Source organism: Arthrobacter sp. NPDC057009, from assembly GCF_042673905.1.
Lineage (GTDB): Bacteria > Actinomycetota > Actinomycetes > Actinomycetales > Micrococcaceae > Arthrobacter.
The window spans coordinates 166,244-184,958 of the sequence record NZ_JBHUSB010000003.1; the positions used below are offsets into that span (position 1 = coordinate 166,244).

Below are 18,715 nucleotides of genomic sequence, written 5' to 3' on the forward strand. Positions count from 1 at the left end.
CGGGCTTCCTCAGCTGCGCAGGACGAAGGGGTCGGAGACGGGTCCTTCGTCGGTGTTGATCCAGACGCTTTTAAGCCGGGTGTACTCATGCATGGACTCGAGCCCGTGCTCGATGCCGACGCCGGAGTTCTTGAACCCCTGCCGCGGGGACATGGGGGACATGGCGCGGTAGGTGTTGACCCACACCGTGCCTGCTTCCAACCGGCGGGCCATGCGGTGGGCGCGTGCGAGGTTCTGGGTCCAGATGCCGGCGGCGAGGCCGTACTCGGTGTCGTTGGCCAGGCCCACAACCTCGTCCTCGGAGTCGAAGGGCATGATCGCGGCGACCGGCCCGAAGATCTCTTCCCGCACCACGCGCATGGTGTTGTCGACGCCGGTCAGCACGGTGGGGGAGAAGAAGTAGCCGGGAAGATCGATGTCCGGGCGCTTGCCTCCTGTCCGTACCGTGGCACCCTCGCTGACGCCGATGTCCACGTAGGAGCTCACCTTGTCCAGCTGGGCGCCGAAGGCGAGTGGGCCGAGCTCCGTGGTGGCCAGCCGCGGGTCGCCGATGATGATCGAAGCCGCACGTTCGGCAACGCGCTCAACGAGTTCGTCGTAGACGCTGCGGTGCGCGAAGACCCTGCTGCCGGCAATGCAGGTCTGGCCCGCTGCCGCGAAGATCCCGGCGATGACACCCATCGCCGCATTGGATACGTTGGCGTCCTCGAACACGATGTTGGGGGACTTGCCGCCGAGTTCAAGGGTCGAGCCGATGAAGCGAGACGCGGTCTCCGCGGCGATGCGCGCACCGGTCTGGGTGGATCCGGTGAAGGAAATCTTCGCGAGATCGCGGTGGCTGACCAGCGCGGCCCCGGCTTCCTGGCCGAAGCCGGTGACGACGTTCACCACACCGTCCGGGAACCCGGCCTGGGAGGCCAGTTCGGCCACGCGGAGGATCGTCCGGGAGGTGTACTCGCTGGGCTTGATGACCACGGTGTTGCCGGCGGCCAGCGCAGGGGCGAGCTTGGACGTGGTCAGCGTCAGCGGCGAATTCCATGGTGTGATGGCACCGACAACGCCGAGCGGTTCGCGCTGGGTGTAGTTCAGCATGGTGATCGAGTTCGTGGGGATCTGGCTTCCCTGGACCTTGTCCGCTAGCCCGGCGTAGTAGTAGAGGTACTCGGGCAGGGAGGCGAGCTGGCCGCGCATCTCGCGCAGCAGCTTGCCGTTGTCCAGGGTTTCGAGTTCGGCAAGCTCGTCTGCGTGCTCGCCGATCAGATCGCCGAGGCGGCGGAGGAGGTGGCCGCGCTTGGTGGCGGTGAGGTCGCGCCACAATGGGGACTCGAACGCCTCCTTGGCTGCTGCCACGGCACGGCGGACGTCCTCTTCGGTTCCCCTTGCCGCCTCATACAGCAGCTCGAGCGTTGCCGGGTTGGTGCTGGCGAAGTATTCCCCGCCGGCGGGAGCAGACCAGGTACCCCCGATGAAGTGGTCGAGTCGAAGCGTCATGCCCGTTCTCCTTCGGATTCTTGGATGAAGTCGTTGATGGCCCCGGCCAGGACGTCGGCGTCCTGGACCGGCAGCATGTGCCGTGCGCCGGGCACGACGAGACTCTTCGCGCCCGGGACGGCAGCCGCCAGGCGCTGCGTCATCTCGGGTGTCGATCCCGGGTCCAGCTCTCCGGTGACGGCCAGGGTAGGAACTTGGATGTTGCCGAGTTCCGGACCGATGACCGCGTCCCCGAGGGCGAAGACGCGGTAAGCGTGCACAAAGGACCCGACGTCGTTAGCCTCCAGGGTGCGGCGGGTCGCTTCCACAACATCAGCGGGCACGGAAGTGCCGGTGTACCAGCGGTCGATGGATGCCTCGACGGTCGCCATGAAGTTCTGCTCGGCGGAGGCAAGCCTTGCCATCACCGCCTGTGATTCAGCCTCCGTGCGCCGGCACACGGAGTTCACGCACGTCAGAGTCGCAACCCGGTCGGGGTGGTATCTGGCGATGTACTGGGCGATCAGGGCGCCGAGCGAAAACCCCACCAGGTGGCTTCGCCCGGGTAGCCGGGCCAGCACATCCTCGGCCAGTTCGGCCAGGGAGGTGGGCTGCGTCAGGGCCGGCTGCCGTCCATGGCCCGGCAGGTCGATGGCCACCGAGTTCCGCTTGAGGGCATCTTGGACCGGCGCCCACATGCCCGCGTCGAGGCCGACACCGTGCAGGAGGGCAACGGGGGTTTCAGGCACGTGGGTCATTGCTCCGTGGACAGGGGCGCCAGGCGCTCCTGCGGCCGGCCCTGGGCGGAGGCTGCAAGGGCGATGAGGATCTCACCGGGATGGGGAGCGTCAGCCACCCTGACCTCGACGCTCTGGTGGTGCGAGCGGATGGTGGCATCCGTAATGTGCTTCATCGGGATGTCGAAGACGGTACCGGCCGGCGCGCGCTTCTCGACGGCGGGCAGCAGCGTGGTGGCGGAAGCGGCCTTGCGATAGTGGTCACCGAACTTCAGGGTGTGAATCAGCGCCGAGCCGTGCTCGATCTCGCCTTCGATGCCGACGATGGCCGCCTTGCCGTAGGCCTCGACGGGAGCGCCGAGGGCTTCAATCACCTTGGGGGCCAGGAGGGCGCCGAGGTCCGAGGCGGTGGCATCGATGCCCTCGGTGAGATCCTCGACGAAGCCCTGGCCGGCCCAGGGGTTGTCCACGACGGCGACGGCGATCGCGACCCGGGCACCGGGCGTTACGGGGCGGCCGCCCTCGGTAAGGATTTCTTCGGACAAAGTAACGATCTTGCGGATGTTCACGGCAGGATTCCCTCCAGGATTTCAGCGGTTACGGGGCGGTCGGTGGTTCGGTCACCGATGCGGGGATGCGGACGCGACCCCGTAGAGGCGGCGGCGACCACGACAATTTCGTTGGGGTGGGGCGCGTCGCTCAGGTTCAGCGTCAAGGTTTGGTAGTGGCTGCGCGTGGAAGCGGCTTCCTTGTGCCACATCGGCACGGCGATGGTGGTTCCAGGCTCTGCCCGGTCGTCCGAGAAGGAGAGGATTGACGTGCCTTCGAGGAACTCGCGGACGAGGTTGCCGAAGAACGGGGTGTGAATCAGCGCCGCGGCGTGCTCAATCTCGCCCTTCAGCCCGACAACGGCGGATTTGCCGAAAGCCTCGATCTCGCCGGCACCTCCCAGAGCTGCCGTGAGGCGGTCGGTGAGAATTTTCGCGAGCACGGGAGCTATGCGTTCCGTTTCGGGTGCCAGGTCGGTTGAGACAGCCGAACCGATCCACGGATTGCGGATGACTGCGGCTGCCGCCGCCCTGGTCACGCTGGTGGCCAGGGCGCCTGACCCGTCGCGGAGGATTTCTTCCGTCAGGACCGTGATTTTTCGGACGCCGAGTTCCCGGGCGAGTTCTTCGACGGCGGACGCTGGATTGGTTCCCTCAGCGACGGGGGTGGTGGCGGTCTCGGACACGGTTCAACCCTTCTTCGGGGAGCTAGTGGCAGTCATGGGGTTCCTTTCGGTAGCTAAGCATCTGTTTGTGCGCCGGCTTGTTCTGCACCGGCGGCAGTGCCGGTGTCGGCGCCGCGCGCCGCAGCCAGGCTGGAGGCATTGACGTGGCCGCGCATGGCAAGCTCGGCGCCAACAGGATCCTTTTCCAGGAGCGCATCCACCACCGACTGGTGTTCCCGGATGGAGGCTCGCATACGGGCGGGGCGCTCAACGGTCTCGAGGACAATCCGGTGGTAGGCAAGCTGGTTCATGAGGCGCCCGTAGTGCTCGACGAGCTTGGAGTTGTCGGAGCCGTTGACGATCGTCCAGTGGAACTCGTGGACGAGTTCCGCGTACCTGACGCTGTCCGCACGTCGTTCAGCGCGCTCCGACTCCTCGATGTTGCGCTTGAGGATTTCCATTTCCGGCACCGGGCCCCGCCGGGCGAGCAGGCTGGCGGCCAGGCCCTCAAGGCTTTCCTTCAGCTGGAAGAGCTCAACGATCTCCCGGCGCGTCGGAATCCGGACAAAGGTCCCTACCTTGGGCCTGATCTCGACGAGGCCCTCGTTCTCCAGTTGCTTGAGCGCCTCCCGCACAGGCGTCCTGCTTACGTCGAATTCCTCTGCCAGGAACAGCTCCGGCAGTGGGGCGCCCGGGGGGTACTCGCCGCTGAGGACCAGCTTCCGCAGCTTGTCCAAAAGGCTGGCCTGATTAGCGGACGCCGGTGCGTGCTTTCGCAACTGGATGGCTTCTTGCATGCATCAAACCTATGTTGCATACAAGAGCTTCGTCAAGAGCTGGGCGAGAACTGCCGGTTTTTCAGCATTTTCGAATACTCCTATTGACGCAGATCACACTCAGGCCTACGGTTGTGGCATGCAACAGACATTCTCTGACACCTTGACCGCAGCGTGGACGGCAGCCTGGGACGAGGGCGACGTCAACGCTTTCGACGCAATCGTCACTGCCGACTACCGCCGGGAGAGCGCCGGCACGAAAAAGATCACCGGACTGAAGGAACTGCAGCAGGAAATCCTCGATGTCCGGGCGGCATTCCCGGACCTCACCACCCGCATCGACAAGGTCATCGCCAACGGTGATGACATGGCCATCTTTTGGACCACCACCGGCACGTTCACGCACCCCCTTGGCGGGGTTCCGCCTACCGGACGCACCGTCGAGACCCGCGGCTCGAACGCCATCACCCTGCGCGACGGCCGGATCGCCTATGAGCGGGTTACCTGGGACGCAGCCGAACTCCTCGCCCACCTGGGCATCCCGTCCCTCGGCTCCGCTTTCGAGGAAGAAATCCCGGAAGTCGTCGTCGACAACCTGTCCGGCAACCTCCCGCAGGACCTCATGAAGGGATTCAACCGCCAGTTCATCACCGGGGTTACTGTCGTGACGACCGTTGACGAAAACGGCAACCCGCGGGGCCTGGCCGCAAACTCCTACGCCTCAATTTCCATCGACCCGCCGCTGGTTCTCGTCTGCGTCCAGAAGACGTCGTCGACCTATCCCGCACTGTTCCAGTCATCGCACCTTGGAATCAACATCCTCAGCAACGACCAGCTGGGAACCGTACGGACATTCGCCTCGAAAACACCGGACAAGTTCGCAGACCTTCAATGGCATGCAGGACCCAACGGCGTGCCGCTCATCGACGGGTCGGCGGCTTCACTCGAGGCAGAAATCAAGGAGCGCTTCCAGGCCAAGACCCACACGATCTTCGTCGGCCGGGTCCGGCACGCCGAAGTCGCTGAAGCGGCTCCGATGGTCTATAAAGCAGGCCACTTCTTTGACGGCGCGCGCCTCGAGGAACTCTGAGACGCCAGCGAACTGCAATTTGGAGCACTCATGACCCACATCAAAAATGCTGAGGACCTGATGGAAGACACATCCTCCGGCATGGGCGAAAACCACCAGCTCGCCGACTCGCCCACTGCCGGTGAGCCGACGGCTGAAACAGCAATGGCCAAGGCAGACCGCCTGCGGCACAAACCCGGAGCAGTGTTCTGGGCGGCCGTCGGGCTGATCGGCGCGTTCACGGCCTGGGCATCATTGGCACCCGAGAACCTGAGTGCCGTCATGACCGCGGCCATGGATTGGGTGGCACAGAGCGTCGGCTGGAGCTACCTGGCTGTGACCCTCGGCTGCATCGGACTGCTCATCTACATCGGCCTCAGCAGGTTCGGAACCATCCGGCTCGGCGCCGACGACGCGAAGCCCGACTTCAGCACCTGGTCGTGGCTGGCGATGATCCTCTCCGCGGTCATGGGAATTGGCCTCATCAGCTACGGTGTGGCCGAGCCGATCTCGCACTTCGCTTCGCCGCCCCACGGTTTGGCCGAAGCCGGCACCTCGGAGGCCGCGGTCCGGGCCATGCAGTTCTCCTACTTCGACTGGGGCCCCCACGCCTGGGCAGTATTCGGCGTCTTCGGCCTCGCCATCGCATACTCCACGCACCGCCGCAACAATGCAGGGTTGGTGTCACCGATGCTGCGCCCGGTCTTCGGCAAGCTGGTCGACGGCTGGTTCGGCAAGATGATCGACGTGTTCGCCATCATCGCCACCCTCTTCGGGACGACGACGTCCCTCGGGCTCGGCGCTTCCCAGATCGGCGAAGGCATCGACCGTGTGTTCGGCATCCCCTCCAACCTCCTGGGCCAGATCCTGATCATCGCCGTCATCACCGTGATCTTCACACTGTCCGCGCTCTCCGGCGTGCACCGCGGCGTCAAATACCTAAGCCAGGGAACAATGGTTCTCTCCGCCGGGCTGGGACTCTACGTGCTGTTCGCCGGTCCCACCAACTTCATCTCGAACCTGTTCTTCCGCTCGCTCGGCGAATACCTCAGCGGCTTCTTCGCGGTGAGCCTGCTGACCCCCAGCACGCCGGAAGACGTCCAGTGGATGCAGTGGTGGACCTACTTCATGATGGCCTGGTGGCTGAGCTGGGGCGCCTTCGTCGGCGTCTTCCTCGCAAAGATCTCCCGGGGGCGCACGGTCCGCCAGTTCATCGCAGGCGTCATGATCGTCCCGAGCATTGTCTTCTTCGCATGGTTCACCATCTTCGGCGGCTCAGCAATCAAGTTCGACATGGAAAATGGGGGCCAGATCGGGGCCGCTGCGCTCGAGGACGTCAACTCAGCGTTCTTCGCCACCCTCGCCGAGCTCCCCCTGTCCGGGCTCACCTCCGTCGTGTCGATCTTCCTGGTGGTGATGTACTTCGTCTCCGGCGCGGACGCGAACACCTTCGTCCTGAGCATGATGTCCTCCCGCGGAACGCTCAATCCAACCAAGCCGGTCCTGACCACCTGGGGCCTGCTGACCGGCCTGTGCGCGGTCGTGCTCCTCATCGTCGGCGGCCTCAGCGCACTCCAGCAGGCAGCAATGCTGTCGGCACTGCCGTTCACCGTGATCGTGGCCCTCCTCGGAGCCGGCCTGGTGATCGAGCTGAGGAAGGACCCCCAGTTCGAAGGGACACGCGCCCTCACGCAGCGCGATCTCAACCGGATCCTCAAGCCCCAGGCCTAGCACCAGCTTCTGACACCTCCTAAAAGGACTTCCTGATGACAGTTACTTCTGCGCTTTCCCCTGCCGCCTCGACCGAGCTGGAATCCTCCCTCCTCGCCTCCGTGCCGACCGGCCTGCTGATCGGCGGGCAGTGGCGGGACGCGTCCGACGGCGGCACGTTCGACGTCGAGGATCCGGCGACCGGCAAGGTTCTGGCAACGCTGGCCAGCGCGACGAGCGAAGACGCCCTCTCCGCGCTGGATGCGGCCGACGGCGTCCAGGCGGCCTGGGCGCGGACCGCGCCGCGTGAGCGGGCAGAGATCCTGCGCCGGGCCTTCGAGCTGGTGACCGAACGGGCGGAGGACTTCGCCCTGCTCATGACCCTCGAGATGGGCAAGCCGCTGGCCGAGGCGCGGGGCGAGGTGGCCTATGCGGCCGAGTTCCTGCGCTGGTTTTCAGAGGAGGCGGTGCGGGATTACGGCCGCTATCTGACCACTCCCGAGGGCAAAAACAAGATCCTCGTCCAGCACAAGCCGGTCGGCCCCTGCCTGCTGATCACCCCGTGGAACTTCCCGCTCGCCATGGCCACCCGCAAGGTTGCCCCTGCCGTGGCGGCAGGATGCACCATGGTGCTTAAGCCCGCAAAGCTCACGCCGCTGACCTCGCAACTCTTTGCGCAGGTGATGACCGAGGCGGGCCTGCCAGCCGGGGTACTGAACGTCGTGTCGTCGTCGTCGGCCTCATCCATCTCCGGGCCCCTGATGAAGGATGCGCGGTTGCGGAAAGTGTCCTTCACAGGCTCGACGCCGGTGGGCAAGCAGCTGATGGCGGAGGCGTCCCGGAACGTATTGCGCACCTCGATGGAGCTGGGCGGGAACGCCCCGTTCATTGTGTTTGAGGACGCCGACCTGGACAAGGCGGTGCAGGGCGCGATGGCGGCAAAGATGCGGAACATGGGGGAGGCGTGTACCGCCGCCAACCGGTTCCTCGTGCACGAATCCGTGGCGCAGGAGTTCACCGGCAAATTCGCCGAGGCGATGAAAGCCCTCCGGCCCGGCCGCGGCACCGAGGCCGGCGTGACGGTGGGCCCGCTGATCGACGCCGGCGCACGCAAGGATGTGCACGCCCTGGTGGAAGACGCCGTCACCGCCGGCGCAACTGTCGTCACCGGCGGCGCGCCTGTGGATGGCCCCGGCTACTTCTATCAGCCCACCGTCCTGGCGGGCGTATCAAACACCGCGGAGATCCTGCGCACCGAGATCTTCGGTCCGGTCGCCCCGGTCACCACGTTCAGCACCGAGGAACAGGCCATTGCCATGGCCAACGCCACCGAGTACGGCCTGGCCGCCTACCTCTACACCCGCGACTACGAGCGGATGTTCCGCGTGTCAGAGCAGATCGAATTCGGCATGGTCGGTTTCAATGCAGGCGTCATCTCCAATGCCGCGGCACCCTTCGGCGGCGTCAAGCAGTCCGGGCTGGGGCGTGAAGGAGGCTCGGAAGGCATCACCGAATACACCACCACGCAGTACATCGGCATCGCAGACCCCTACGCCTAAAGCCCGGCAAAGCGCGAACGGACAGTTGTGGCCCCAAAACGCCGTGAAAATGGGGCCACAAGTGTACGTTCGCGCTTAACCGGTTTTGTGTGCGGCCTCGGCTTCCAGCAGCGGCAGGGTCCTTCCCTGGAAGTGGGTGTTGAGGACGATCACCGTGGTGGAGCGCAGCACCGTCTTGGTGGACATCATCGCGTCGAGCACCCGCTGCAGGTCAGGATTGGAGCGGGCGGCGATGCGGGCCATGAGGTCCGAGCTGCCGGAGACCGTGTGGATCTCCGTCAGCTCGGGGATTTTGGTGAGCGCGGCCACCACGGCGTCATGGCCCAGGTCCTGGTTGATGGTCAGCGAGCAAAAGGCCACCACGGGGAAACCGAAGTGGGCGGGGTCGGGCTGCGGCACCCACGAACCGATCACGCCCTTGTCCGTCATGCGGTCCAGCCGGGCCTGGACCGTGGCCCGCGCGATTTTGAGCACCCGCGAGGCCTCCAGCACGGAGGCCCGCGGCGCATCCGTGAAGAACCGGACAATTTTCGCATCCAATGCGTCCACGTTCATGGCGTGCTCCCGCTTCCTCCGGATCCGGCAGCACAAACTGTTGCCGGATCTGCCAATGCCTTAGGCAAACTGGCACCATGATCTCACGCCGGAGCGGCGGCCTCTGCGAGTGCTGTTTCCTGGGATGCCGATTCCTGCATGGCAAGGGCCTGGTCGGCGGCGAGGACCGGTTCCATGCTTTCCCGCATGTAGTCAGCCACCACGCTCTGCGAAATCGCCACATCGAGGACAAAGAGGCCGCGCGCCCCGGCCGCCTGCCATTCCCGCAGGGCGGCAATGTCCGCCAGGGAGCGCATCTTCGTTCCCTGGGCGCCCATCGCCCTGGCCACGGCGCTGAAGTCCACTTCCTCGATCTGCATGGCCGCATCGTCGAGGCCGCGCACCGCGTACTGGTGGATCTCGGCACCATAGGCGGCATCGTTGAAGACCACCATGACGCCGCTGGCGATCTCCCGGACGGCGGTTTCAAGGTCCGCCAAGGCCATGAGCGCACCGCCGTCGCCGGAGATCAGCACCGTTGTCCGGTCTGGCCGGGCCGCCGCCGCACCCACCGCCGCGGGCAGTCCCAGCCCGATGGTCTGGAAGGCGGTGCCCACCATCATCAGGCCCTGCGGATCCGGCACCTGGCAGTACATGGGCATCCAGCCGCAGAAGTGTCCGCCGTCCTGGACGATCGTGCGTTCTGCGGGGAGAACCGAGTCCAGCAGCCGGGCAACGGCATGCGGGTTCAGCCGGCCGTCGGGTGCGGACTCCGCTGCCACCTGGTCGAGGCCGACGGGGCCGGCCAGCAGTTTCGGATGCTTTGCGCGCCAGCCGCCGTCCGTTGCCGACGGAACTGCTGCGGCCAGCTGCCAGGCAAAGGCCGCGGCATCCGCCTGGACGAAGTCCGTCACCTGGTCGCAGGTTGCTGCCGGCTGCTCGTCAATCTGGATCACGGTGGTCCCTGGGGCAAACAGGGAGCCATACCGGGTCTGGAAGAGGTTCAGCCCGGCCCCCACGACAAGCACGGCGTCGGCCTGCCGCATGATGTCCACGGCCTGGGGGCGGGCGAAGCCGCCGGCAATGCCCAGGTCCCAGGGCGAACCGAAGAAGTTCCGTGCCATAACGGACGTGGCATACAGGGCCCCCAGCCGGTCGCCAAGTTCCAGGAGGGCAGCCCGGGCGTTGGACAGCACCGCACCGCGCCCCGCAATGATCAGCGGCCTCTCCGCCTGGTTGAGCAGTGAGGCTATCCGCCGCACGTCGAGGCTGTCCGGGTGCAGGACCTTCCCTGCCGGACGTGCTCGGACGGGCTGCTGCTCTACGGCGGCGAGTGAAGAGATGTCATAGGGCAGGGCCACCACAACAGGCCTCCGCTCCTGGCGGGCAATCGTCCACGCTTCCTCGGTGGTCCGCGCGGCATTGTCTGCAGCAACGGTGAGGGTCTGGACGCCTAGCCCCCGGGCCACCATGACCTGGTCAATGTCCCAGGGGCGGGGTCCCGCCGCCGGCGCGTCACCAACCACCACCACCATCGGGATCCGTGCCTTTGCGGCTTCGGTGAGGGCGGTCAGGCTGTTGGTGAATCCCGCGCCGTAGGTGACGGTGGCCACCGCCACCTTGCCGCTGGCCCGGTGATACGCGTCGGCCATCGCAATCGTCCCGGCTTCATGCCGGGCGCTGATATAACGCATGCCCCGGCTGGTGAGGCTGCTGATGAAGAAGGCGTTTCCATTCCCCATCAGCCCAAAGATGACGTCGGCGTGGCTGGCGCAGACATCTGCAACAACATCGGATACGGTCAGGCGGTGTGTCATCGGGTTTGTTCCTCGCGGCTAGAAGTTGGGGGAGTGGGTCAGTGTTGGCGGAGCAGCAGGCGGCCGGCCCGGCGGGCGATCTCCAGGACGCGGTCGTTGGCGTCGGCTGTCCCCACGGAGACGCGGATTCCCTCAGTCGGGAAGACACGGACCGCGATGGCGTTGGCCTCGAACAGTGCAGCCACCTCCGCGGTATGGATGCCGGTGTCCAGCCAGAGGAAGTTCGCCCCCGATGGCCTCACCGGAAGTCCGGCCCCGAGCAACCCGGAGTAGACGCGCTGGCGCTCGCTGATCAGGCTGTCGATGCGGTCCTGAAGTTCCTTCCCGGCCCGCAGGGAGGCCAGCCCTGCCTCCTGTGCCAGGGCTGTGACGGCGAAGGGGATGGCCACCTTGCGCAGGCCGGCAATCAGTTCGGGCGTGCCAATGGCATAGCCGAGGCGCAGGCCCGCCAGACCGTAGGCCTTGGAAAAAGTGTGCAGGACAACCACGTTCGGGTGCCGCCGGAACAGGTCCACTCCGACGGCGGTTTCCGGGTGGTCGTTGAAGTGCAGGTAGGCCTCATCGATGACCACCAGCACGTCCGACGGGACCGCGTCGAGGAACCGTTCGACGGCGGCGGCAGTCAGGACTGCGCCCGTCGGGTTGTTCGGGTTGCACAGGAAAATGACCCTCGTGCGCGGGGTGACCGCGGCAGCCATCGCCTGCAGGTCATGGCCGCCCTCCGGGGTCAGGGGGATTGGCTGGGGTTCCGCTCCCGCCACTGTGGCCAGGATCGGATAGGCCTCGAAGGAGCGCCAGGCGAACATCACCTGGTCACCCGGGTTGGTCACGGCGTGGATGATCTGCGAGGCAACCTCCACAGACCCGGCCCCGAATGCGATGTTGCCGGCGGTGATGCCCCACTCGTCGGCAATTGCCGCGGCCAGGGCGTCCGCAGCCAGGGAGGGATAGCGGTGGATGCCCGACAGGGCGCCGGCCACGGCCTCCATCACCGAGGGCAGGGGCGGATAAGGGTTCTCGTTGGAGGAAAGCTTGAACGGTGCGAGCCCGTCCACAGGTTTGGGTGCTGCTCCCTGCCGATAGGCCGGGATCGTGTCGAGGCCTGCCCGTTGCCCGATGGTAGTGGTCATGGTTTCCTCCGGATGATGCTGCCCTGCAGCTCTGTTGTGGTCTGGGGCACACCGTAGGGAACGGGTGAAGGGCTAGACAAGTTAGCAACCAGGTAGTGAGCAAAGTGCACAGCCTGCCCGCGGGTGGACCCGTACCGGTAGGCAATTTGCCAAGCGGATATGCAATTAGTTGCCACACCCCCGCAGAGTGACTAGCGTCACTTCCGGACTCCCCAACGACGGAGCCGCGACCACTGGGCCGGTCAACGATGACCTGCCCTTTTGGCTGTCCATGACCTCCAAGCGGTCCGCCCGCTTGTCACACCCTGATACGAGGCAATCTATGAACAAGGCACCCACCATCGCCAACACACCGGCGGCAGCTCCACCCGCGCACGGACCTACAGCGCAGGGACCCGCAGCACAGGGGCCCAGCGCGCAGCGGCCCACACTGGGCCGCTCCCTGAAGTCCCGCCAACTGACCATGATGGGGCTGGGCAGCGCCGTCGGTGCCGGGCTGTTCCTGGGTTCGGGAGTCGGAGTAAAGGCGGCCGGGCCGGCTGTATTGATCTCGTACCTGGTGGCCGGAACCCTTGTCATCCTGGTCATGCGGGCGCTGGGGGAACTCGCGGCCGCGAATCCGAACATCGGGGCGTTCTCCGTTTACGCGCAGAAGGCGTTCGGAAAGACGGCGGGCTCGACTTTGGGCTGGCTCTGGTGGTTCCAGCTGGTGGTGGTGATCGCGGCCGAGGCGGTCGGAGCCGCCGGCCTGCTTGCGACGGTGTTTCCGGATCTGCCCGTCTGGCTCCTGTCGCTGGTTTTCGTCACGGTGTTCACGGCCGTGAACGTGGCCGGTGTCCGCAACTACGGCGAGTTCGAATTCTGGTTCGCGATTCTAAAGGTAGCGGCCATCGGAGCCTTCATCCTGATCGGCGCCGCCCTCATCTTTGGCTGGCTGCCGGCCGTGGACTCACCGGGCCTGTCCAACCTCTTTGGCAACGGCGGCTTCGCCCCGACCGGTCTGGCGGGCGTGGCGTCCGCACTGCTCGTGGTGGTCTTCGCCTTTGGCGGCACGGAAATCGTCAGCGTTGCGGCCGCCGAGACCCAGGACCCGGTCCGCAGCGTCGGCAAGGCGATCCGCACCGTCGTGTGGCGGATCATGGTGTTCTACGTCGGCTCGCTTCTCGTCATCGTCACCGTTGTCCCCTGGGATTCAGAGCAGCTCGCCTCCCCGTTTGCCGCAGTGCTGCGCGTGGCGGGCATCCCGGGGGCGGAAACCGCCATCACCCTGGTCGCCGTCGTTGCCCTGCTCTCGGCCCTTAACGCCAATCTCTACGGCGCCTCCCGCATGGTGTATTCCCTTGCTGAGCGCGGCGAGGCGCCCAAGGGACTGACCCGGTTGAACAGGGCGCAGGCCCCGGTCCGCGCCGTGCTCGCGTCTGTGGCCTTCGGCGTCGGCTCGACGGTTTTGGAGCTCTTCTTCCCGGGGAAGGTATTGCCGCTTCTGCTCAGCCTGGTCGGCTCCACCATCCTGGTGGTGTGGACTTCGGTGCTTCTTTCCCAGTTCGTCCTGCGGCGGCGTGCTGACCGGGAAGGCCTTAAACTTCCGCTGCGGATGTGGGCCTTTCCGTATCTGAGCTATCTGGCCATGGCTATCCTGGCCGCCATCTTTGTCCTGGGCTTCCTCGACGCCGGCACCAGGATTCAGCTGCTCTCGACGTTCGCGCTCACGGCAGCCATCGCCGTCGCCTGCCGCCTGACGGGCCGCGCACGCAGCCGGAGGTAGGAAGCGGGAGGCAGGAAGCCGGGCTAGACAAGCGGCCACGGGTAGCGCATGCCGGTGCGGTCAATGGGCAGCACCGGCTCGCGCAGCAAACGCTGGACCCGGCGCCGCAGGGCGCTGACCTCGGAGCCGTCGAGGAGCTCGGCAACCTCGGCGGGTACGGCGTCGGCGAGGGGGGTGATGTCCTCGAGCAGGGTTTCGGGAACGGGGTCACCTGCGAAGTCCCAGATCACGGTGCGGAGTTTGAAGATTGCCGAGAAGCACAGGCCGTGGTCGATGCCCCACACCCGCCCGTCGTCGCCGCGCAGCACGTGCCCGCTCTTGCGGTCCGTGTTGTTGGCGACGTAATCGAACAGTGCTATCCGCGCGAGGTCGCCGTGGGTTTCCGGGACGTCGGCGTACAGCGTGAAGTAGTGCTCGCTGAAGTCGCAGTCGATGAACCACTGCAGCGACCCGACTCCGAGGGGCGCCTCCTCGCGGATCACCGTGGGCGGCACGAACCCCCAGCCCAGGGACTCGCTGAGCAGGTACGCCGCGCGTTCCCGCCGGTACAGCCCGGGCTCGAAATCGGACAGCGGCCGCTCTCCGGCCTCGGGTTTGTACACGGCAAAGGCAGAGTCGTCCCCGGCGAAGATCCGGACCAGGAACGTCTCGTTGCTGCTGCGCGGGATGCGCCCGATCAGCTCCACATCGCCCCCGGCCAGAAGTGTCAGCTCCCGTCCGGACACCGGCTGCCCCACGTCACCGTCGGTCCCATGTCAAGCCCGCAGTCCGCTCAGCGGTTCCGACGTCGAATTCACCATGAGCACGGCGGGCGCCTGGCCGTCCGACAAGGAGATGGCCGAGACCGATCCCGGGCTGATGACAATTCTCTGGAAGAGGTCCAGGTGCGTGCCCAGGGCGTGCGCGACGGCCGCCTTGATCGGGTCGGCATGGGAGAAGCAGACGACGACGCCCCCCGCGTGCGCGGTGCCCAGCATCTCGAGCGCCCCCACCATCCGCGCCTGCATCTGCGTGAAGCTCTCGCCGTTGGGAAAGCGGAAGGCTGACGGGTTGTGCTGCACCGTCTGCCACTGCGGAAGGCCCGCCAGTTCGGAAAGCGCGACGCCGGTCCACTCGCCGAAGTCGCATTCGATCAGGCCGGCCTCCGCGCGCACCTCCAGCCCGGTGCGCGATGCTGTGGGTTCGGCTGTCTCGCGGGTGCGCTCCAGCGGCGAGGTGTAGATACCGGAAACCGGAAGGCCCGCGAGCCGTTCCGCGACCCGCTCGGCCTGGGCGCGGCCCCGGTCGGACAGGTGCAGTCCCGGCGCCCGCCCCGGCAATACCTGGCCCGTGGTGGGCGTTTCCCCGTGGCGCACCAGAAGGAGGAGGGTGCTCTCCGGTTTCGACGGCGGTGCGGCAGTCACAGCACAAGCCTAAGCGTTCGCCGCCTGCCCCGTGCAGCTCTCTTACGCACTGCTTTCCGAGGAAATCCCTCGATTCCCTGCGCGGTCCGGGACTACGGTAGAGGGGTGAGTGATCGTCCCGATATCTTCACCGTTGGCGAACTGCGTGCTTCCGGGCACGTCCACAAGGACCTGCGCCACGAGATCCGCGACAACCTGGTCGCCGCGCTGGCCGCCGGCCGCGATCCGTGGCCCGGGTTGTTCGGATTCAGCCGCACCGTCCTTCCCCAGCTTGAGCGTGCCCTGATCGCCGGGCACGACGTCGTCCTGCTCGGCGAACGCGGGCAAGGCAAGACGCGGCTGCTCCGCACCCTGGCCGGGCTGCTGGACGAGTGGTCCCCGGTGATCGAGGAATCGGAACTCAACGAGCACCCGTACGAGCCGATCACCGAGCAGTCCCGCGCCCGTGCGCTCACCGAAGGGGACCGCATGCGGGTGGCCTGGCGGCACCGCTCCGAACGGTATGTCGAAAAGCTCGCGACACCGGACACGTCGGTCGCCGACCTCATCGGCGACGTCGACCCGATGCGGGTGGCGGAGGGGCGCCGCCTCGGCGACCCGGAAACCATCCACTACGGCCTCGTTCCGCGCTCCAACCGCGGGATCATCGCCATCAACGAGCTGCCCGACCTTGCCGAGCGGATCCAGGTGTCGATGCTGAACGTGATGGAGGAGCGCGACATTCAGATCCGCGGCTACGTGCTGCGCCTGCCGCTGGACGTGCTCGTCGTCGCGTCGGCCAACCCTGAGGACTACACCAACCGCGGCCGGATCATCACGCCCCTGAAGGACCGCTTCGGTGCTGAAATCCGCACCCACTACCCGATCGAGCTCGATGACGAGGTCTCCGTCATCCGGCAGGAGGGGAAGCTGGTGGCCGACGTCCCGCCTGTCCTCCTTGAGATTCTGGCCCGCTACACGCGGGCGCTGCGCCAGTCCCCGGCCATCAACCAGACTTCCGGGGTTTCCGCCCGGTTCGCCATCGCGGGCGCCGAAACCGTTGCCGCCGCAGCACTGCGCCGGGCCAGCGTCCGCGGGGAGGACCATGCGGTGGCGCGGATCATCGACCTGGAGACCGCGGTGGAGGTCCTCACCGGAAAGATTGAGTTTGAGTCGGGTGAGGAGGGGCGCGAGCAGGGCGTCCTGGACCACCTCCTGCGGACGGCCACCGCCGAAGCCTGCCGGGCGCACTTCAAGGGCATCGACATGGGCCCGCTGGTGGCCGCGCTCGACGGACACAAGACCGTCACCACGGGGGACCAGGTCACGGCGCGGGAGTTCCTGGCGAACCTGCCGTCCCTCAACGGCTCAAGTCTCTACGACAAAATCAGTGAGCGCCTGGGCGCGGAAAACGACGGCCAGCGGGCTGCCGCCGTCGAACTTGCCCTGGAGGGCCTCTACCTCGCCCGGCGGATCTCCAAGGAGTCCGACGACGAGGAAACGGTCTACGGCTAAGCCCAGTTCTCGCTTTGGTACAGGAGGCATGATGACCCTGCATAACCGGTCCAGGTACGGCCGGTACGCCGGAGGCCCCGATCCGCTGGCCCCGCCGGTGGATCTGACGGAGGCGCTGGACGCCGTCGCCGAGGACGTCATGGCGGGGTACTCGCCGCGGCACGCCCTGCAGGAGTACCTGCGGCGGGGCGGCCAGAACCGCGACGGGCTCGACGACCTGGCCCGGCGCGTCCAGCAGCGGCGGCGTGAACTGCTGGGCCAACACCGGCTGGACGGCACACTCAACGAGGTCAGGAAGCTGCTCGACACGGCCGTGCTGGAGGAGCGCAAGCAGCTGGCGCGCGACGCCATGATGGACAACACCGACCGCGCCTTCCGCGAGATGCAGCTGGAGAACCTGCCACCGTCCACGGCGGCTGCGGTCAATGAGCTCGCGTCCTATGACTGGCAGTCGAGCAGTGCCCGGGAGGCGTACGAGAGGATCAAGGACCTGCTGGGCCGGGAGGTTCTTGACCAGCGGTTTGCCGGCATGAAGCACGCGCTGGAGAATGCCACGGATGAGGACCGCGAAGCCGTGGCTGAGATGCTGCGCGACCTCAACGAACTGCTGGGCAAGCACCGGCGCGGCGAGGACACCGACGCGGATTTCCGGGAGTTCATGGCCAAGCACGGTGACTTCTTTCCGGAGAACCCGCAGTCAGTCGAGGAGCTGGTGGACGCCCTTGCCAAGCGCGCGGCCGCAGCCCAGCGCCTCCTGCAGTCGATGTCCGCAGAGCAGCGCGACGAGCTGACGCGGCTGTCCGCCCAGGCCTTCGGCTCGGCCGAACTGATGGCACAGCTCAACCAGCTCGACGACAGCCTGCGCGCCCTGCGGCCCGGCGAGGACTGGAGCGGCTCCGAACGCTTCGGCGGCCAGGAAGGGCTCGGGCTGGGCGACGGCACCGGTGTGCTGCAGGACATCGCCGAGCTCGACGAGCTGTCCGAACAGCTCTCCCAGTCGTACAACGGGTCCACACTCGACGACCTGGACCTGGATGCCCTGGCGCGGCAGTTGGGCCAGAACGCCGCAGTGACGGCGCGCACCCTTGCCGAGATTGAACGGGCCATGCAGGAGGGCGGCTACCTGCGCCGCGGCTCCGACGGCGACCTCCGGCTGTCGCCGCAGGCCATGCGGCGGCTTGGGAAGTCGCTGCTGCGGGACGCCGCCAAGCAGCTGTCCGGACGGCAGGGCCGCCGGGACACCCGGGTTGCCGGGGCCGCCGGAGAGCAGACCGGCTCCAGCCGGCAGTGGGAGTTCGGCGACGCCGAGCCCTGGGATGTCACCCGCACCATGACCAACGCCATCCGCCGCACCATGGCCGACGGCGGTGATCCGGCCGGCGGACTGCACCTCGCCGTCGGCGACATCGAGGTGGCGGAGACGGAGGCGCGGACCCAGGCCGCCGTCGTCCTCCTCGCGGACGTGTCGTTCTCAATGGCCGCCGAGGGGCGCTGGGTGCCCATGAAGCGCACCGCGCTCGCCCTGCACCACCTCGTTTCAACCCGGTTCCGCGGGGACCGGCTGCAGCTGATCACGTTCGGCCGCTACGCACAGGCGACGGACATCGGCGAGCTGACTGCGCTGCCGGCCCTGCGGGAGCAGGGGACCAACCTGCACCACGGCCTGCTGCTGGCCGGCCGGTTCTTCCGCAAACACCCGTCAATGCAGCCCGTCCTCCTTGTGGTGACCGACGGCGAGCCCACCGCGCACCTGCTGCCGGACGGCGAGTCGTGGTTCTGCTGGCCCCCGGACCAGGAGACCATCCGCGTGACGGTCGCCGAACTGGAGCGGCTGGGCCGTGCCGGCACGCAGGCCACCTTCTTCCGGCTCGGCGACGACCCCGGCCTGGAACGCTTTACCCGCCGGCTGGCCCGCCGGATCGATGGCAAGGTGGTGGCACCTGAGACCGGCGACCTGGGCGCCGCGGTTGTGGGTGCGTACCTCCGCACGCACTTCCGCGATGGACTGTACGACGACGACTGGGTCGCGGGGATTTAG

Annotated in this window: 16 protein-coding genes; 6 read left to right on the forward strand and 10 right to left on the reverse strand. The window is 66.8% G+C overall.

From position 1 onward, the window contains the following. Window positions 1-9: 9 nt before the first annotated feature. From ACFTR6_RS05290 to ACFTR6_RS05310, 5 genes are read right to left on the reverse strand one after another with little or no spacing between them, the layout of a single operon-like run. Window positions 10-1,491, reverse strand: a complete 1,482-nt coding sequence (locus ACFTR6_RS05290) for an aldehyde dehydrogenase (RefSeq protein WP_377957127.1) — start codon at window positions 1,489-1,491, stop codon at window positions 10-12. Next, window positions 1,488-2,228 carry an alpha/beta fold hydrolase gene (locus ACFTR6_RS05295; RefSeq protein ID WP_377957128.1) on the reverse strand — a complete coding sequence of 247 codons (741 nt, stop codon included), beginning with the start codon at window positions 2,226-2,228 and terminating at the stop codon, window positions 1,488-1,490. The genes ACFTR6_RS05290 and ACFTR6_RS05295 overlap by 4 nt, the downstream gene beginning before the upstream one ends. Next, window positions 2,225-2,776: an amino acid synthesis family protein gene (locus ACFTR6_RS05300; protein ID WP_377957129.1), complete on the reverse strand. Its 552-nt coding sequence runs from the start codon at window positions 2,774-2,776 to the stop codon at window positions 2,225-2,227. The genes ACFTR6_RS05295 and ACFTR6_RS05300 overlap by 4 nt, the downstream gene beginning before the upstream one ends. Then, on the reverse strand, window positions 2,773-3,441 hold the full coding sequence (locus ACFTR6_RS05305; RefSeq protein ID WP_377957130.1) for an amino acid synthesis family protein: 669 nt from the start codon (window positions 3,439-3,441) through the stop codon (window positions 2,773-2,775). Before ACFTR6_RS05305 ends, ACFTR6_RS05300 begins: the two co-directional genes overlap by 4 nt. A 53-nt stretch (window positions 3,442-3,494) precedes the next feature. Continuing rightward, a complete protein-coding gene (locus tag ACFTR6_RS05310) occupies window positions 3,495-4,217 on the reverse strand; it encodes a GntR family transcriptional regulator (protein WP_377957131.1) in 723 nt (240 codons plus the stop codon). Window positions 4,218-4,335: 118 nt separating this feature from the next. On the opposite strand from ACFTR6_RS05310, the gene ACFTR6_RS05315 reads away from it, so the two are divergent. Genes ACFTR6_RS05315 through ACFTR6_RS05325 form a run of 3 tightly spaced genes read left to right on the forward strand, consistent with a single transcriptional unit; the run spans window position 4,336 to window position 8,534 of the window. Beyond that, entirely contained in the window at window positions 4,336-5,286 is a 951-nt protein-coding gene (locus ACFTR6_RS05315; RefSeq protein WP_377957132.1) for a flavin reductase, read from the forward strand. A 30-nt stretch (window positions 5,287-5,316) separates the two neighbouring features. Further along, on the forward strand, window positions 5,317-6,996 hold the full coding sequence (locus tag ACFTR6_RS05320; protein WP_377957133.1) for a BCCT family transporter: 1,680 nt from the start codon (window positions 5,317-5,319) through the stop codon (window positions 6,994-6,996). Window positions 6,997-7,031: 35 nt separating this feature from the next. Next, on the forward strand, window positions 7,032-8,534 hold the full coding sequence (locus ACFTR6_RS05325; RefSeq protein ID WP_377957134.1) for an NAD-dependent succinate-semialdehyde dehydrogenase: 1,503 nt from the start codon (window positions 7,032-7,034) through the stop codon (window positions 8,532-8,534). A gap of 75 nt (window positions 8,535-8,609) precedes the next feature. Here the strand turns inward: ACFTR6_RS05325 and ACFTR6_RS05330 are convergent, their stop codons facing one another. The 3 genes from ACFTR6_RS05330 to hisC all read right to left on the reverse strand — a co-directional run bounded on the left by ACFTR6_RS05330 (window position 8,610) and on the right by hisC (window position 12,015). After that, window positions 8,610-9,089, reverse strand: a complete 480-nt coding sequence (locus ACFTR6_RS05330; protein ID WP_076800054.1) for an Lrp/AsnC family transcriptional regulator — start codon at window positions 9,087-9,089, stop codon at window positions 8,610-8,612. 83 nt (window positions 9,090-9,172) lie between these two features. Beyond that, entirely contained in the window at window positions 9,173-10,885 is a 1,713-nt protein-coding gene (locus ACFTR6_RS05335) for a thiamine pyrophosphate-binding protein (RefSeq protein ID WP_377957135.1), read from the reverse strand. Window positions 10,886-10,923: 38 nt separating this feature from the next. Beyond that, window positions 10,924-12,015 carry a histidinol-phosphate transaminase gene (gene hisC / locus ACFTR6_RS05340; RefSeq protein ID WP_377957136.1) on the reverse strand — a complete coding sequence of 364 codons (1,092 nt, stop codon included), beginning with the start codon at window positions 12,013-12,015 and terminating at the stop codon, window positions 10,924-10,926. Window positions 12,016-12,337: 322 nt separating this feature from the next. Here hisC and ACFTR6_RS05345 point away from each other — a divergent pair, with 322 nt between their 5' ends. Continuing rightward, on the forward strand, window positions 12,338-13,780 hold the full coding sequence (locus tag ACFTR6_RS05345; protein ID WP_377957137.1) for an amino acid permease: 1,443 nt from the start codon (window positions 12,338-12,340) through the stop codon (window positions 13,778-13,780). A gap of 23 nt (window positions 13,781-13,803) precedes the next feature. On the opposite strand, the gene ACFTR6_RS05350 is transcribed toward ACFTR6_RS05345, so the two are convergent. Then, window positions 13,804-14,505 carry an SCO1664 family protein gene (locus ACFTR6_RS05350; RefSeq protein WP_076803697.1) on the reverse strand — a complete coding sequence of 234 codons (702 nt, stop codon included), beginning with the start codon at window positions 14,503-14,505 and terminating at the stop codon, window positions 13,804-13,806. Window positions 14,506-14,535: 30 nt separating this feature from the next. Continuing rightward, the gene (locus tag ACFTR6_RS05355) at window positions 14,536-15,183 is read right to left on the reverse strand and encodes an MSMEG_4193 family putative phosphomutase (RefSeq protein ID WP_377957138.1); all 648 of its coding nucleotides are present in this window, start codon (window positions 15,181-15,183) and stop codon (window positions 14,536-14,538) included. A gap of 105 nt (window positions 15,184-15,288) precedes the next feature. On the opposite strand from ACFTR6_RS05355, the gene ACFTR6_RS05360 reads away from it, so the two are divergent. After that, window positions 15,289-16,677: a sigma 54-interacting transcriptional regulator gene (locus ACFTR6_RS05360; RefSeq protein ID WP_377957139.1), complete on the forward strand. Its 1,389-nt coding sequence runs from the start codon at window positions 15,289-15,291 to the stop codon at window positions 16,675-16,677. A gap of 31 nt (window positions 16,678-16,708) precedes the next feature. Then, complete coding sequence (locus ACFTR6_RS05365) at window positions 16,709-18,715, forward strand: VWA domain-containing protein (RefSeq protein WP_377957197.1); 2,007 nt, start codon at window positions 16,709-16,711, stop codon at window positions 18,713-18,715.